A 15,484-nucleotide genomic window follows, 5' to 3' on the forward strand; every position below is an offset into this window, starting at 1 on the left:
TGGTGCCTCGACCCGGAATCGAACCAGGGACACGAGGATTTTCAATCCTCTGCTCTACCAACTGAGCTATCGAGGCACTTAAACAGTGCGAATTAAAAATCTTACCTGATTTTTAATGCAACTCCCACAAGACACTTCTTAGTGAGCTATCTGGGCGTGCGGCGTATTAAACGAGTTTTGCCCTTACAAGTCAACTTTTTTTTTATCCTTTGCAACTGTTTGAACGGTTTTCAAACAACTAGCGACGTTTCTCGTTAATGCAGTGCATTTATTCAACAAAAGACTTTAAAAAACGTAGTGAATTATTTTTTTTAGGTGTTACGATTGGTATATAACTTTCGGTACAGGCTTACCGTTCTAATAATACCACGATAGGAAAATTCATGCAGGGTAAGTTTTCTCCAGCAATCAAAGGCTTACTACCTTTATTTTTAGTTAGTAACCTTATAACTGCCACATTATTTATAGTCGCCTATTCGCTTTACTCACAAAGCAATACTGAGCACAAAGAAGTTAACCCTGTTTCAACCATCAAGGTAACAAAACTTGCTGAGCGTCTTGAGCAACCCATAGTAGAAGCACTAACTATACACGAGCAAGACAAAGTCAAATCACTTCTTGATACCGCAAGCTTACTCAATAATAATTTTAAATATACCCTGCACCGCTTTAATGCGAACAATAAAACCGAGTTGGTTTATAGCAATAATAGTAATTTAATTGAGCCTTTAGCTATTAATGAGTATGTAAAGGAGCAAGGCATATTACATCATGTTATTTCAGTAAATGGGGAGGTAATTGCTGAGCTTATTATTGAGCAAAAACAACCTTTAATTGCATCATCTACACAAAACTTATTTATGAATGCGTACCTTGCCGCTATTGTTGCTTTGATAGTGCTGTTTGCGTTAGCTATTACGTTTAATAAGCATATTAATAAACGATTATATAAAAATACCGACTCTCTCACTCAAGAACTCAAAGCAATTACACAAAATGATAACTATCAAAGCACGCTTAATGAGCAACTCGAAGGCGGATTAGAAACCGTTGCTCAACAAATTAACTTGCTGCTAAAAAAAGTAAGTACGGTTCAAGCTGACGATCAGGCTGCACAAAAAGAATTAAAAAAACTACAAACTAGCCTTGAAACAGAAGTACAAAGCAGAACATTTGAATTAGAAAAGCAAACTCAAAAAGCATTAAAAGCCAGCGAAACTAAAACCACCTTTTTAGCCACTATGAGTCATGAAATAAGAACACCAATGAATGGCGTAATTGGCACTATTGATTTACTTCGTCAAACAGAGCTTGATGGTGCCCAGCAACGTTTAAGTACTATTATTCGTGAATCAGCATTTTCGTTATTAAGTATTTTAGATGATATTTTAGATTTTTCTAAAATTGAGGCTGGAAAGCTCAATATAGATCCAGTTCCGTTTTCTGTTGCAGATACGCTAGAAGAAGTTGCTAAGGTGTTATCGTCGGTTGCTAAAAATCGCCACCTAGAACTCGATTTATCAATTGCCCCCGATATACCCAACAACCTTAAGGGGGACTCTGTTAGAGTGCGCCAAGTGCTATATAACTTATGTAGTAATGCCATAAAGTTTACCAGCACCAATGGTACAACCCAGGGGAAAGTAAGAATATCAGTAGAAGTAGCACATAACACCGCCGATCACTTTACATTGCGTTTTTGCGTAAGTGATAACGGTAAAGGAATGAGTCAATCTCAGTTGAGAAAAATCTTTAACCCGTTCACCCAAGCAGAAAGCTCAATTACGCGAGAGTTCGGTGGTACAGGGCTTGGGCTTTCAATTTGTAAAAGCTTAACTGAGCTAATGCTTGGTACCATTCATGTAACAAGTCATGAAGGGATAGGTAGTGAGTTTACTGTTGAACTGCCCTTTTCAACCGCAGGTAAAATTGAATTTGCCCATAAAAATACACTTAATGGTAAACATGTCATTGTTGTTAGTAACAACGCAGAACGCGGCAAAGTAATTTACCGTTACTTGTCATTTATGGGAGCTAAAATAACCTATGCTCATGAGCAGCAAGATATAGAAGCTCATCAAGAAACCAAGGATATTATTTGGGTTGTTGATGGTATTGATGACATGAGTAGTATTAGTACCCTACTAAGAAGTTTACTTTACTCATTAGAAGATAATAACCAACAAATGGTGGTATTAAGTAAGTTAGATGAAGCGGTTATTAACCATAAAAATATTTTTTATATTAACGCCTCCCCTTTGTGTAAATCTAACTTTATGCTTTCAATTTTAGTGGCTGCCGGCTTACATAAGCCTAAGCAAATTAAAAAAGCCAGAACGATGAATCACTACCTAAGTTCAGAAGAGGCACTCGCTGCAAATAGGCTGGTATTATTGGTAGAAGATAACCGATTGAACCAAGAGGTACTCACCGAACAACTACATATACTAGGTTACAGTGTAGAGGTAGCTAATAACGGTGAAGAAGGTTTAGATATGTGGCGTAAAAATAGCTACTCGCTCATTTTAACCGATTTACATATGCCAAAAATGTCTGGCTACGACATGGTTGAAAAAATTAGAGAAGAAGCTTCATTACTCGAATCAATTGACGCACAACCTTATATTATTGCTGTCACTGCCAATGCTCTAAAGGGAGAGAGAGAGCGATGTTTAGCAGTGGGTATTAACGACTTTATTACTAAACCTATTGAGCTTAATGCACTTGAAGACACATTAAAGCAATGGAGTGATTTATACAGCGAACAACCACAACAGGTGAATTCGGCCGAAAAGTCTGTTATGCCTATTGATATGGAATCAGCGAATAAGTACATAAATGGCGATGATGCTAAAATAACCCGCTTCTTTAAAATGTATTTAGAGCAGAGCCAAGAACAAATTAAAGCGATTAACTTTGCTGTGTTGCAAAGTAACAAAGCTGAAATTATATCTGCCTGCCATCAATTAAAATCTATATCAAAAACAGTAGGGGCTAATATTGTTGCTGATTTAGCACAGTCATTTGAAGATAAGTGCAAGAGCGATGAAGTAAGTGCTGATGAGTTAATAAAAATGAGAGATAAACTCGAAATTGAATATTCAAGAGCAGCGCAGTTCTTAAAAGAGCAAATTAAAAATAATGAGGAACAGAACGAACTTATTTAACTAAATAGTATATGTTACTAAGAACGTTTGCTAACGCAATAAAAAAGGGCTTAGAGCCCTTTTTTATTAATTAACCTAAGCACAGTTAACTTATTTTTCTACTGGCTTATAACCTTCAATCTCAACTTCTTTACCTTCAAATAAAAAGCCAACCATTTGCTCTTCTAAAAAAGTACGATGCTCTGGATCCATCATGTTTAAATGCTTTTCATTGATCAGCATAGTTTGTTTATGCTGCCATTGCCCCCAGGCTTCTTTAGAAATATTATTAAAAATCTTCTCACCAAGTTCACCAGGGTATAACTGAAAACCAAGGCCTTCGGCCTCTTTTTGTAACTTTTGACAAAATACTGTACGTGCCATGATTGTTCCCCTTAATGCTAAATATATCGCTATTCTATACTATTGCCGTAATTTGTTTAACCAACTTTTTAGTCGGTGCAGCTAACCCTACTTCTATTGATTGATCGAGTGGATACCATACCAACTGCTTGTCATTAACAACATCAGGAGCTTTTTCAATATTAAGTACATGCGGGTTAATTGTGAGCTCAAAATGTGAAAATACATGAGTAAAAGGCGCTACTTCATTAAGGTCACTTTTAAGCCCTTGTTGCGCTAAAAAAGTTTCGAGCTCGCTGTACTCATTAAATTCAAAAAATCCAAACAATCCGCCCCAGATACCACTGTTTGGGCGTTTTTCCATAAGCACTTTGTCGTTATGTTTAATAATTAACTGGTGGCAGCTTTTTTTAGGCACTGCTTTTTTAGGTTTAGAGTGAGGGAACTCCTTAACTTTACCTGCGTTAAACGCACCACAACGGCTATTTAACGGGCACGCCTCACAATCAAAGCGACTGCGCGAACATAAGCTTGCACCTAAATCCATCATAGCTTGATTAAACTCTGTTACATTATTTTTAGGAGTGAGTTGTTCACTTAAATGCCAAAGCTGATTTTCTACCTTTTTGACTCCATACCAACCTTCAACCATGAAAAACCGAGCAAGCACTCTTTTAACATTACCATCAAGAATAGGGTGATGCTGCCCCAAAGATAATGATAAAACAGCACCAGCAGTAGAGCGCCCTATTCCGGGTAAATCCATTACTTCTTCAAGCGTGCTAGGAAACTGACCTTGGTATTTATCTCGAACTATTTTAGCGGTTTTATGTAAATTGCGTGCACGAGCGTAATAACCTAAACCTGTCCAATGATGCAAAACCTGATCTTCATCAGCATTTGCTAAAGCAATAATATCGGGAAAGCTTTGCATAAACTTTTCAAAATAAGGGATAACAGTGACAACCTGAGTTTGCTGTAACATCACCTCAGATACCCACACTTTATATGGCGTTTTAGCTAATTGCCATGGTAACGTTTTGCGCCCATGAAGGTGATACCAGTCAACTACTTGGTTGGAAAACCAAGCTGACTGCTGTTTTTTTAAATCCAACATATTTACTTTTTTACTAATGCTCAATGGCGGCTCAGTCTATTGTAGTGACTGAAAAGATCAAGCTATAACGCCCTAATGCTTGTCAACCTAGCGCTGGTCAGGGATAATACGCAACCATTTTTAAACACATTGTTTTGTCAGGCCAATAATATGAGTGAATCAAGTAACAACAACCTTGAGCAAGCTAAGCAAGAAGGTAAGTATATCCGCACTATTCGCAGTTTTGTAAAACGCGAAGGCCGATTAACCAAAGGCCAAGCTGCTGCAATCGAAAAATGCTGGCCAACAATGGGGCTTGAACATAAAAACGGCCTACTTGATTTAAGCGAAGTTTTTGGCAATGACAATGATGTAGTGCTAGAAATTGGTTTTGGTATGGGTAAGTCATTAGTTGAAATGGCAAAAAATGCACCACACCTTAACTTTATCGGCATAGAAGTTCATCGCCCAGGCGTTGGCGCATGTTTAATGGATGCTGACGAAGCTGGCGTTACTAATCTGCGCGTATTTGAACACGATGCAGTAGAAGTTCTTGCTGATTGTATAAGCGATGAAAGCTTATCAACCTTACAGTTATTTTTCCCTGATCCATGGCACAAAAAGCGTCACCACAAGCGTCGCATTGTACAAACTGAGTTTGCTGAAAAACTTCGCTCTAAATTAAAAATCGGTGGCGTATTTCACATGGCAACCGATTGGGAAAACTATGCAGAGCATATGTTAGAAGTAATGCAAGCAGCTCCAGGTTACAAAAACCAATCTGAGACCAACGACTATGTACCTCGTCCTGATTTACGTCCTTTGACTAAATTTGAACAGCGTGGTCAGCGTTTAGGTCATGGCGTATGGGATTTAATGTTCGAACGTACTAAGTAACCGTTAATTAAATAATCAAGTAAGGTAAAGCCATTTATGAGCGTATTAACCAATCCGAGCCTACTATTACTTCGTAACAGTGAAGAGTTAAAAGGTAAATCAATATTGGTGGTCAACTTTGTTCAAGATGGCTTTTTAAATGAGCTAAAAACGCTCAATCCACAAAGTAAAATAACCGCTTTTAGTTATAACCACGCTAATGGTGAATTTGCAAAAAACATATCGGGTATTGACGTAACCATCGGCCACACAATTAATTCGGGCGATTATGATTTGGTAATACTTTATTACCCTAAATCTAAACCTGAGCTATTAATGGCGTTAGACAACATACGTGCTGTGATAAGCAAAGATGCAGAGCTACTCGTTGTTGGCGAAAACAAGAGCGGTGTTAAGTCAATTGAAAAGCAACTCGCCGGTAAGGCTGAATTTAGTAATAAAATAGACTCAGCAAAACACTGTGTTTTATATTCATTTTCAGAGCTCACTATTAATAGCGCGTTTGATATTCGCACTTACCATAAAGAGTTTACGGTATGTGTGAGCGATATTGAGTTTACAGCAGTCAGTATTCCTGGTGTGTTTAACCATGGTGCACTAGATGCTGGAACGAAAATGCTATTAGAGAATGCTCCTAACTTAAAACATGGGAAAGTCCTTGATTTTGGTTGTGGCGCAGGACTTATTGCTACTTTTTTAGGGCTAAAAAATCCAGCACTGACATTTACCTGTAGTGACGTAAGTGCACTTGCGGCCTATGCAACAACGCAAACGCTTAAGCTAAATAATGTAAACGGTGAAGCCATACTCAGTGATGGTTTAAATAGTATTGTTGGCAAGTTTGATTTAATTATTAGCAATCCGCCATTTCATACCGGGATTGCAACTGACTACAGCGTTGCGGAATCTTTTTTAACCCATGCAAAGCAACATTTAACTAAGGCAGGCAAACTGACCATAGTGGCTAATAGCTTTTTGAAATATCCACCAATTTTAGAAACCCAATTTGATAGCTACCACACAGTGTTCAAAAACAACAAATTTGCCGTATACAGTAGCTAAAATAAGTTATTAATATCCTGTCAAAACATAAATATGGGCTATATTAGCCACATATTTATGTTTCATAAGTAGATTAGCTAAAAATAAAAAGTGTAATTAAGCTAATCTTTTTAATTCACTTTTTTCTGTTTTTGCTAAACTATTATCATTAGACTCACAATTGACACGGATGACCTTCTCGCAATGCCCAAAACTGTAGAGCAAAATAGCATTCGTAGCATATTGTTTAAAACCATCATGCTTATAACAGCTATCTGTTTGTTATTATCGCTTTCAATTTCTACCTATTTAAGTGCGCAAGAGCAAAAAAAACAGCTTATTAGCAAACTTGTGTTGGTATCAGAGATCATTGCATTCGACGCGATGCCCTCATTGCTAAATAAAAATAGGCCTGCAGAAGAAAGGCGCTTAAAGCTGCTTCAACAAGTATCATCCGTCACAAATTTACATATTTACGCCTTAGATGAGCAATCTAACAAGCCAGTCTTTTTTACCAGCTTTAATGCCCGAAAATCACCACCAGTCCCCATTAAAACAGATAATATTAATGATTTTTCTGAACCACAGGTTAGTGACGAGTATATTGAGTACATTACCCCAATACTCAATAATGAACAGCTGCTCGGCTATGTATATATTAGAGGCAGCTTAGATAACTTAAATCAACTAATAACTAAAAAGATTATAATCGATATCGTTATTATGGCTTTAATACTTATTTTTATTTCTTTGATTATTTTAAGGCTACAAAAAAGGATAGCCAGTCCAATAGAAAACTTAAGCTTGTTGTTGCAAAACATAGCTAAAAAACATAATTACTATGCACGTGCGCCTTTAACGAACCTAACTGAAATAACTCGGCTTTCTAATAGCTTAAATGTAATGCTTGCACGTACACAAAGGCAAATAGAACGCCATGAAGAAGATAAACAAGAAATTAAGCAGCTAAACTCAAACCTTGAAGAGAAAGTAAGTCAACGCACTATCGCACTCAGAGAGGCTAATAAAGAGCTGTTATCCACTCTGGAAAAGATGCACCAATACCAAACTCAAATTGTCGAAAACAAAAAAATGGCTTCATTGGGGCAAATGGTGGCAGGGGTTGCCCATGAGGTAAATACACCGATTGGACTTGGTATTACAGGCTCTACTCTATTGCGGGATAAACTCGCGGAACTGCAGGTTAAATTTCATAATAAATCACTAACTGCGAGTCAATTTGAACAATTTACTAACGATGGTATCGAAAACTTAGACTTAATATATAGCAGCTTAAACCGCGTTGCAGAGCTCATTTCTAACTTTAAAAAAGTTGCAGTGATCAAAGATGATGAAATAACCAGCACTGTTAATATACAACAATTAATTAGTGATACTCTACTGTCTATGGGGCAAGAACTAAAAATTAAAAACCCTAAAGTCCTCATAAATTGTCCATCAGATTTAACCGTCGAAAGTAAAAAAGGGCCACTTCAGCAAGTTTTTCATCAGTTAATTTTAAATTCCCTGTTACACGGATTTGTAGCTGGCGGTGACAATGAAGTGCAGATTGATATTGTAGCAACAGAAACAAAAACACAAATTACCTACACAGATAACGGCCTGGGTGTTGAAAGCAATATACGAGCAAAAATATTTGACCCATTTGTAACATCAAAGCGCGGCCAAGGAGCCAGTGGCTTAGGAATGCATTTAGTTTACAATTTAGTGACTCAAGCTTTGGCTGGGGAAATTGTGTTAGATACCGAGTATCAGCAAGGGGCCCGATTTATTATTACACTTTTTTAAAAAGCGAAATAACTCTTATTCCCCTCTTGAATTACAACTTTATGACCATACTAATACATAGCCAACTAAACAGTTGTATCATTAATGCTGTATTTCCACACAATTAATGAACTTAATTGTGTTTAACATATCACATACATTGATGAAAAGTTGGAAAGTGATATAATTCCGTTTTGAATTAGTCTGATTATTTTAAGTATCTTTAGGTTGATGGATGTATCAATTATTAAAGGGAAATGGCTTCGACTCTATAATTCAAATTATACATCCAACGTTAAGTATCAATTAAGCCGCGGTTTTTAATAATACGTCATAGTAGGTTTGGGCGCGCAGCTGTTTATATCTAATCTGTTTTTACTTGTTAACATTTAGATATAATCCTATAATTCTAGTAGTCGGCTCTGATGATCACGCCGATTTTATAAATAAAACACACTCCAAAAAGGTTAATTAAAGATGCAAACGCCAGTCATTCTGATCGTAGAGGATGAAGACGTAACTAGACTAAACCTCGTTAGTTTATTTGAAGCTGAAGGTTACAAAGTTATTGAAGCCATTGATGGCGATGATATGCATGATAAGCTTACAAATAACGATGACGTCAATCTTGTAGTTATGGACATCAACCTGCCAGGTAAAAACGGGCTTATTTTAGCTCGCGAGTTACGCCAAAAACGTAAAGTTGGTCTTATTTTCTTAACAGGCCGTGACAACGATGTAGACCGTATTTTAGGTCTTGAAATTGGTGCTGATGACTATATTACTAAGCCTTTCAACCCACGAGAATTAACTATTCGTGCACGTAACTTAATTACGCGTACTGCATTAGGTGGTGAAGAATCAGCTATTGAAACCAATGGCGTGATCACCTTTAACGGTTGGGAACTTGACGAAAACAGTCGTTGCCTTACTTCTCCAAATGGAGATGCAAAACGCCTACCTAAAGGCGAGTACAGAGCACTGCGTTTAATGCTTGACTCTCCAGGTCGTATATTCAGCCGTGAGCAACTAATTAAGCACATGACTGGCCGTGAGCTTCGCGCTAACGACCGTACAGTTGATGTTACCATTCGTCGTATCCGTAAGCACTTTGAAAGCGACAACTCAACGTCTGAGTTAATCAGCACCATTCATGGTGAAGGTTACCGCTTCATTGGTAAAATCGACAGCTAATTAGTTTTTACTCTAATTGCTGTAAAAATAAATGAAGGGCCCGTTGTCCTTCATTTATTTTGTCTGCTAATTCATCAAGCCAGACTGTTAATACTTCATCACTTTGTTCCAGCGCACCATGTTCCATTTGCTTTGCATGCAACTGCACATCATTCAGACCAACCGACCCAGCGGCACCTTTTAACTTATGCGCAACGGATTTGTACTCTTCTCTGTCAGCTGCTTTTAATGATCCTAATAGCTCTTGTTGATATTGCGGATTTAGTTTTGCAAACAACTGACTACTACGTTTAAATACTTCAACGCCCATCGAGTTTACAAAGTCTTCAATGGTTTCAACATCTAGCAAGTCAGTATTAATTTGATTTAATAACTCTTGATTAACTACTCGTTGAGGAGCCTCAACTTGCGCTTGTTGAATGCCAAAGAGTTCAGCGAGCATATTATCTAACTTACTGGTGTTTATCGGTTTAGCTAACGCCCCTTGAATAGAAATCCCCTCAAGCTCCTCTTCAGCACTGCGAACATTGGCGGTAAGTGCCACAATAGGAAGCGGGTCAAAATGGCTTTGTGCGCGAATTTGTCTTGCTACTTCATCACCATTAATATCAGGCAACTGCATATCAAGTAATACTAAATCTAGGTCATCTTCGGTTTCTACAAACGATAAAGCATCTTCTCCCGTTTCAGCCCACAGTACTTCATGTCCACGTTGTTCTAATAGGTTAGTTGCAATTTCAGCATTAAGTGGCACATCTTCCACTAATAAAATATATAAGCTACGCCCTACATAACTATGTTCGGTAGGAGCACTACATAAATTCAGCGGAATTTGAACGGTAAAGCAACTGCCCTCTCCGAGGGTACTATTAACAGTTATAATGCCTTTCATAGCACTTACTAACGCTTTTGTTACGGCTAAGCCAATACCTGAGCCAATCGCATTGGTCCCTTTAAGGTCGGGCGCTTTGTAGTACATATCAAAAATACGGGTAAGTTGTTCTTGCGGAATCCCTTCACCGGTATCGAGTATTTTTATAATAAGCCATGGGCCATCTTCGCGGTTCTCTCTAGCACAATCTAAGGTGACACTACCGTACTGGGTAAATTTAACCGCATTATTAATTAAGTTCCATACTACTTGGCGTAAACGTGTAGGATCAAGTAAAGCGTATATATCAAGCATTCCAGAGCGTTTTACTTCAAAAGAAAGTTCTTTTTGCTCCGCAATAAGGCCTGCAAAGTTAACCACATCATTGATAAAGTCAGACACATTAATTTCGTTAGCGGCAATATCGAGTTGCTCACGGTCAATTTTATCTAAATCTATAATATCGTTAAATATATTACCCAGCGTTTCGGCGCTTGAAAACACCGTATTACACCAGCTACGCTGCTGTTTATTAAGTTCAGTATCCAATAGCATTCGGGTTAAACCGACGATACCATTGAGCGGAGTGCGTAATTCATGGCTCAATGTGGCAATAAATTTCCCTTTATCTTTGTAAGCAGTTTCCAGTGCCTGCGCGGCTTCTTTACGGCTGGTAATATCACGGCCAAAGGCTAGTAGACCAATGTAATCGCCCTGCTCATTTATAAAGGGGAGTTTTCTCAGTTCAAACCATCTTATTTCACCATTTACAGAATACTCTACATCAATAGTTAAACCTTGATGAGTGCGTTCAACCTGCTCATCGGTTCTTAATACTTCTGATAAAAAGTGGCTTGGAAATATTTCTTCTGCGGCTTTGCCAATTAATTCGCCACTGGTTTTGCCCATCACCTCTTCAAACATTTTATTACAACCGGCAAACACCCCGTTGTTATCGCGGTAATAAAATAAATCTGGTGAGGAGTCTACAATGGAGCGTAATAACATGCCTTGTTGCGCGAGTTCTTGTTGCGTTTTTTTACGCTCTGCAATTTCACGTCTAAGCTCTTCTATTGCTCTATGCTTAGCATGAAAGGCCATTTTACGTTCATCAATTTCAATGTTTAAACGATTAATATTGTCTTTGAGAGTTTGATTTAAAAGCTTTTCTTGTTTTGTGGCACTATCTAAATAGGCATAAGAGGCATCAAGTTGCCGAATAGAGTTAAGCAGTACGCTAATCACCAGAGGGGAAACAACTGAGGTAAAAAATACTACAGCCAATATATCAACTAAGTTCACTTCCCCAATGGCAACATAGTAAAACATACTCGACAAAACCAGCGATACTGTCAGTAATAATGCATAGCAAATAGCTGCAGTTTTAAACTCACCAAAACGAGTTATTGAACTGGAAAGAACTCGAACCCACGGGTTCAAAGAAGAATCTGTCATATATCAGTGTTTCTCTTAGCTAAATGCTTAAGTAAGTATGATTAAAGGCTAATTTTAGCATTTTCTATCAGCTATTTTCATGTTGTGCGATAAAAACAACAAAATTTCATGTTTGGCGTTATTTGCCGCATTTCAGCAATTCTTTATTTAGTGTAAAATGTGACGTTTTAAATATTGCAAATAACGAGTAACGTATCATGCAAACGACTATGCCAGATATTGCTAACACGGCTGCCGCATTACAAACAGGTAAATTAGACTGGGTAGGAATGGGCGATATAGAGCTGCCTTTTATTTTTGAATCTCTTGATTTAGCTCCAGTTACCGTTAATGCAAAAGCACGCGCTTTTGTTAATTTACACCAAGAAGACGCCAAAGGCATCCACATGTCGCGTCTGTTTTTAGCGCTTGATCACCTCTCAACTGAGCAGCAGGTCAACCCGCACAGCTTAGCACAAGCATTAGATACCTTTATCACCAGCCATGAAGGCTTGAGCGATAAAGCACAAATCGAATTTAAATTTGAATTACCACTGCGCCGTAAATCATTACTTAGTGGCAAAGCCGGCTGGAAAAGCTACCCAGTTGTACTTACCAGTACCATAAATCAAGGTGTCATTAGTTTTGAACTCAGTGTTGATGTTACTTACTCATCAACCTGCCCCTGCTCTGCAGCCCTTGCTCGTCAACTTATCCAAAATGCGTTTAGCGAAAAGTTTGCTCGAGAAACGCTAACTCAATCAGAGGTTTTAGAATGGCTTGGAACAACTCAAGGCATTGTAGCAACCCCGCATTCACAGCGTTCTATCGCTAATGTTAAAGTAAAGCTAGATCAAAATATTCAAGAATTTGATGTGGTTAACTTAATAAACTTACTAGAAGATGAGCTTAAAACACCAGTACAAGCTGCGGTAAAACGTGAAGACGAACAAGAGTTTGCCCGTTTAAATGGTCAAAACCTGATGTTTTGTGAAGACGCAGCACGAAAAATTAAAACAACGTTAGAGTCAAAAGAATTTAGCGATTACTTCCTGCAAATAAACCATTATGAGTCTTTACATGCTCATGATGCCGTCGCTATTGCCGTAAAAGGGATTGAGGGCGGTTATAAAGCATAATAGCGCTCATCCCCATTCGTTAATAAAATAGCCATAACAACTATTTGGGCACATAAATTGCTTTAGAAAAGCAGTGTCAATTTGTTGTTATGGAGTTACCGTATGGAATTCGCTTTATTATTAATATTAGTGCTAGTTGTTGGGGCATCTGTGGTTGCGTCAAAATTTAATGATGACGGCGGAAACCCTTATCCTTTTACTCGCAAGCAAAGTGTATTTACCCAAGTAGAAGGGGCGTTTCTAGGCTTATTAGAACGCGCTGTTGGCGATCAATATAAAATTGTTAGTCGCGTTAAACTAATCGATGTGATTGACTGTAAACAAGGTCTATCTGTCAAATCTAAACGTGCTGCATTGGCTAAAGCAAAAAATAAACAGCTCGACTTTGTACTAGTCGACAAAGAAAAAATGACCATAGTGGCAGCAGTTGACTTAGTTAATAACGCCAACAAAGATGGTCACAAAGCACAACGTGATTGGTTTGTTAACGGTGCATTAGAAGCCGCTGGCATTCCACATATTCGTATGAAAGTGAAATCAGGCTACCGCCCGAGTGAAGTTCGCGATGCCATTATGTTTAAATTAGGCAAACCTGCTAAATCACAATCTTCGCGCCCGACTCGTACTAGAGTCCATAAGCCTGCGGTATTATCACCTTCTCAAGCAAAAGCACATTCAACTGCCCTTGCTGAAATATAACTACTGAGTTAAAGCAATGTATTAAAGCGAGCATTTTAAATGACTCGCTTTTTTGTTTTTTATAGCAGACTTCACGTATAATCAGCCTATTCAAATTTAGGAATTTAACACTATGAATGTTGGTATTATTGGCGCCATGGAGCCAGAAGTTAAAATTTTGCGCGAAGCGATGCAAAATCCACAGATTTTAACCAAAGCAGGCTTTACGTTTTATACTGGTGAGCTTGCAGGTAATACTGTTACTTTAGTGCAATCAGGCATTGGTAAAGTCGCTTCAACTATTGCAACCACTTTACTTATCGATAACTTCAAACCTGATTGTGTTATTAACACAGGCTCTGCCGGTGGTTTCGATCCTTCGCTTAACGTTGGCGATGTGGTGATTTCATCAGAAGTTCGTCATCACGATGTAGATGTAACCGCATTTGGTTACGAAATTGGCCAAGTACCACAAATGCCAGCAGGCTTTGCAGCGCACCCTAAACTAGTAGAAGCCGCCGAGCAAACAATTGCACAAATTAGCGAAGTAAAAACGCTTGTTGGTTTAATTTGTACTGGTGACTCATTTATGTGTGACCCTGTTCGCATTGAAAAAGCACGCAATGACTTCCCTACAATGCTAGCAGTAGAAATGGAAGGTGCGTCAATTGCACAAACGTGTTTTGCACTTAACACACCATTTGTTGTTATCCGCTCAATGTCTGATATTGCTGGCAAAGAGTCACCGCAATCATTTGAAGAGTACTTAGAAACAGCCTCTATTAATTCATCAAAAATGGTTGTGGCATTACTAGAAAAGTTAACAGCGGTTACGCTGTAAATGCTCAATAATATTGTTCAAAATCATTTGGACTTTATTGTATTTATTTGTGCGCTCCTAGCTGAGCGCTTTTTACCTTTAGTTAGCTGGTATCACCCTAACCATATACTTTCTGCAATTTTTAACGCAATTGGCCAGCGTGTTTATAAAAAAACAGACAGCAAACAATATCATTATTTAGCCGCTTCATTAGCAAGCACACTTGTTCTAACTGTGATTATGATTATTGTCGTTTTGCTGCTGGAGTTTGCCTTTTACCCTGAACTACTATCCGGTCTTATTTTATACTTATGCCTAGAAAGCAGTAGCATAAATAAAAAAGCGATACGTATTGCGAAATTGACCAAAAAAAATCAAAAATCAACTGCTCGAGAATTATTAAAACCACTAGTAGCCCGTGAAGTTAAGGCACTTTCAAACCCAGGGATTATTAAAGCGGTTATGGAAAGTGTCATACTAAGAACGGCCCGTCATTATTTTGTGGTAATTTTCATTTTTTTACTAGTGGGCCCCATTGCTACTCTCGCCTACCGCTTGCTTACCTTAATCCAACAAGCATGGCGCACTGATATAGCTCCCGACAGCTCTTTTTTGAAGCCGCTTAAACTAATTCTTTTTATTATTGAATACATACCCATGCGGTTACTCGCGCTGACAATAGCTTCACTTAAAGCCAGTAAGAAAAGCATGCATTATATTAAGCATTATGGCCGCCATTTTTATCAAACCAATACAGGCTGGTTACTAAGTGTGTACTCAGCATCTTTAGGGGTGCAACTTGGTGGGCCTGCTATTTATATTAAGCAGCGTTTCAATAAAATGCGGGTCGGAGTAGAACGCTTGCCAACTGCTGATGATGTCCCAAAGCTACTCAACACCCTAAATCAAGCCCGTTTTTTTTGGCTACTAATTATTGTTAGCGTTGAAATTATTAGGGCTGTTCTAACTTTTTGATCAGTTATAAAAAAACCAGCCGAAGCTGGTTTTTATACTCTA

General features: G+C 38.2%; 12 protein-coding genes and 1 tRNA gene. 9 read left to right on the forward strand and 4 right to left on the reverse strand.

The genetic code is table 11. The features are described 5' to 3' along the window. Positions 1-76, reverse strand: a tRNA-Phe gene (locus AN392_RS16980). 307 nt (positions 77-383) lie between these two features. On the opposite strand from AN392_RS16980, the gene AN392_RS16985 reads away from it, so the two are divergent. Continuing rightward, positions 384-3,167 carry an ATP-binding protein gene (locus AN392_RS16985; protein WP_055013347.1) on the forward strand — a complete coding sequence of 928 codons (2,784 nt, stop codon included), beginning with the start codon at positions 384-386 and terminating at the stop codon, positions 3,165-3,167. Positions 3,168-3,257: 90 nt separating this feature from the next. Here AN392_RS16985 and AN392_RS16990 read toward each other — a convergent pair whose 3' ends face one another. Both AN392_RS16990 and mutY read right to left on the reverse strand, forming a co-directional pair. Further along, entirely contained in the window at positions 3,258-3,530 is a 273-nt protein-coding gene (locus AN392_RS16990; RefSeq protein ID WP_008110439.1) for an oxidative damage protection protein, read from the reverse strand. Between the two features lie 34 nt (positions 3,531-3,564). Then, on the reverse strand, positions 3,565-4,626 hold the full coding sequence (mutY, locus tag AN392_RS16995) for an A/G-specific adenine glycosylase (RefSeq protein WP_055013348.1): 1,062 nt from the start codon (positions 4,624-4,626) through the stop codon (positions 3,565-3,567). A 150-nt stretch (positions 4,627-4,776) separates the two neighbouring features. Between mutY and trmB the strand changes: the two genes are divergently transcribed. The 4 genes from trmB to arcA all read left to right on the forward strand — a co-directional run bounded on the left by trmB (position 4,777) and on the right by arcA (position 9,525). Continuing rightward, positions 4,777-5,502, forward strand: coding sequence for a tRNA (guanosine(46)-N7)-methyltransferase TrmB (gene trmB / locus AN392_RS17000; protein WP_010390835.1), 726 nt, complete (start codon positions 4,777-4,779; stop codon positions 5,500-5,502). A 36-nt stretch (positions 5,503-5,538) separates the two neighbouring features. Continuing rightward, positions 5,539-6,564, forward strand: coding sequence for a methyltransferase (locus tag AN392_RS17005; protein WP_055013349.1), 1,026 nt, complete (start codon positions 5,539-5,541; stop codon positions 6,562-6,564). 183 nt (positions 6,565-6,747) lie between these two features. Beyond that, positions 6,748-8,352: an ATP-binding protein gene (locus AN392_RS17010; RefSeq protein WP_055013350.1), complete on the forward strand. Its 1,605-nt coding sequence runs from the start codon at positions 6,748-6,750 to the stop codon at positions 8,350-8,352. A 456-nt stretch (positions 8,353-8,808) separates the two neighbouring features. Then, positions 8,809-9,525 carry a two-component system response regulator ArcA gene (gene arcA, locus AN392_RS17015; protein ID WP_008110444.1) on the forward strand — a complete coding sequence of 239 codons (717 nt, stop codon included), beginning with the start codon at positions 8,809-8,811 and terminating at the stop codon, positions 9,523-9,525. Positions 9,526-9,532: 7 nt separating this feature from the next. Here the strand turns inward: arcA and arcB are convergent, their stop codons facing one another. Continuing rightward, positions 9,533-11,851 carry an aerobic respiration two-component sensor histidine kinase ArcB gene (arcB, locus tag AN392_RS17020; RefSeq protein WP_055013351.1) on the reverse strand — a complete coding sequence of 773 codons (2,319 nt, stop codon included), beginning with the start codon at positions 11,849-11,851 and terminating at the stop codon, positions 9,533-9,535. A gap of 197 nt (positions 11,852-12,048) precedes the next feature. Between arcB and folE2 the strand changes: the two genes are divergently transcribed. The 4 genes from folE2 to AN392_RS17040 all read left to right on the forward strand — a co-directional run bounded on the left by folE2 (position 12,049) and on the right by AN392_RS17040 (position 15,442). Beyond that, positions 12,049-12,969, forward strand: a complete 921-nt coding sequence (gene folE2, locus AN392_RS17025; protein WP_055013352.1) for a GTP cyclohydrolase FolE2 — start codon at positions 12,049-12,051, stop codon at positions 12,967-12,969. Positions 12,970-13,071: 102 nt separating this feature from the next. Next, on the forward strand, positions 13,072-13,668 hold the full coding sequence (locus tag AN392_RS17030) for a DUF2726 domain-containing protein (RefSeq protein WP_010390829.1): 597 nt from the start codon (positions 13,072-13,074) through the stop codon (positions 13,666-13,668). Positions 13,669-13,780: 112 nt separating this feature from the next. After that, positions 13,781-14,488 (forward strand): 5'-methylthioadenosine/S-adenosylhomocysteine nucleosidase, encoded by a 708-nt coding sequence (mtnN, locus tag AN392_RS17035; RefSeq protein ID WP_055013353.1) that lies wholly within the window; start codon positions 13,781-13,783, stop codon positions 14,486-14,488. Further along, a complete protein-coding gene (locus tag AN392_RS17040) occupies positions 14,489-15,442 on the forward strand; it encodes a regulatory signaling modulator protein AmpE (protein WP_055013354.1) in 954 nt (317 codons plus the stop codon). Positions 15,443-15,484 lie beyond the last annotated feature (42 nt).

The sequence above is a fragment of the Pseudoalteromonas sp. P1-16-1b genome (assembly GCF_001401785.1).
GTDB lineage: Bacteria > Pseudomonadota > Gammaproteobacteria > Enterobacterales > Alteromonadaceae > Pseudoalteromonas > Pseudoalteromonas undina.

Bases quoted from the DNA above. Each gene is read 5' to 3' on its own strand.
- AN392_RS16985 (WP_055013347.1), top strand. From the start codon at position 384: ATGCAGGGTAAGTTTTCTCCAGCAATCAAAGGCTTACTACCTTTATTT.
- AN392_RS16990 (WP_008110439.1), bottom strand. From the start codon at position 3,530: ATGGCACGTACAGTATTTTGTCAAAAGTTACAAAAAGAGGCCGAAGGC.
- mutY (WP_055013348.1), bottom strand. From the start codon at position 4,626: ATGTTGGATTTAAAAAAACAGCAGTCAGCTTGGTTTTCCAACCAAGTA.
- trmB (WP_010390835.1), top strand. From the start codon at position 4,777: ATGAGTGAATCAAGTAACAACAACCTTGAGCAAGCTAAGCAAGAAGGT.
- AN392_RS17005 (WP_055013349.1), top strand. From the start codon at position 5,539: ATGAGCGTATTAACCAATCCGAGCCTACTATTACTTCGTAACAGTGAA.
- AN392_RS17010 (WP_055013350.1), top strand. From the start codon at position 6,748: ATGCCCAAAACTGTAGAGCAAAATAGCATTCGTAGCATATTGTTTAAA.
- arcA (WP_008110444.1), top strand. From the start codon at position 8,809: ATGCAAACGCCAGTCATTCTGATCGTAGAGGATGAAGACGTAACTAGA.
- arcB (WP_055013351.1), bottom strand. From the start codon at position 11,851: ATGACAGATTCTTCTTTGAACCCGTGGGTTCGAGTTCTTTCCAGTTCA.
- folE2 (WP_055013352.1), top strand. From the start codon at position 12,049: ATGCAAACGACTATGCCAGATATTGCTAACACGGCTGCCGCATTACAA.
- AN392_RS17030 (WP_010390829.1), top strand. From the start codon at position 13,072: ATGGAATTCGCTTTATTATTAATATTAGTGCTAGTTGTTGGGGCATCT.
- mtnN (WP_055013353.1), top strand. From the start codon at position 13,781: ATGAATGTTGGTATTATTGGCGCCATGGAGCCAGAAGTTAAAATTTTG.
- AN392_RS17040 (WP_055013354.1), top strand. From the start codon at position 14,489: ATGCTCAATAATATTGTTCAAAATCATTTGGACTTTATTGTATTTATT.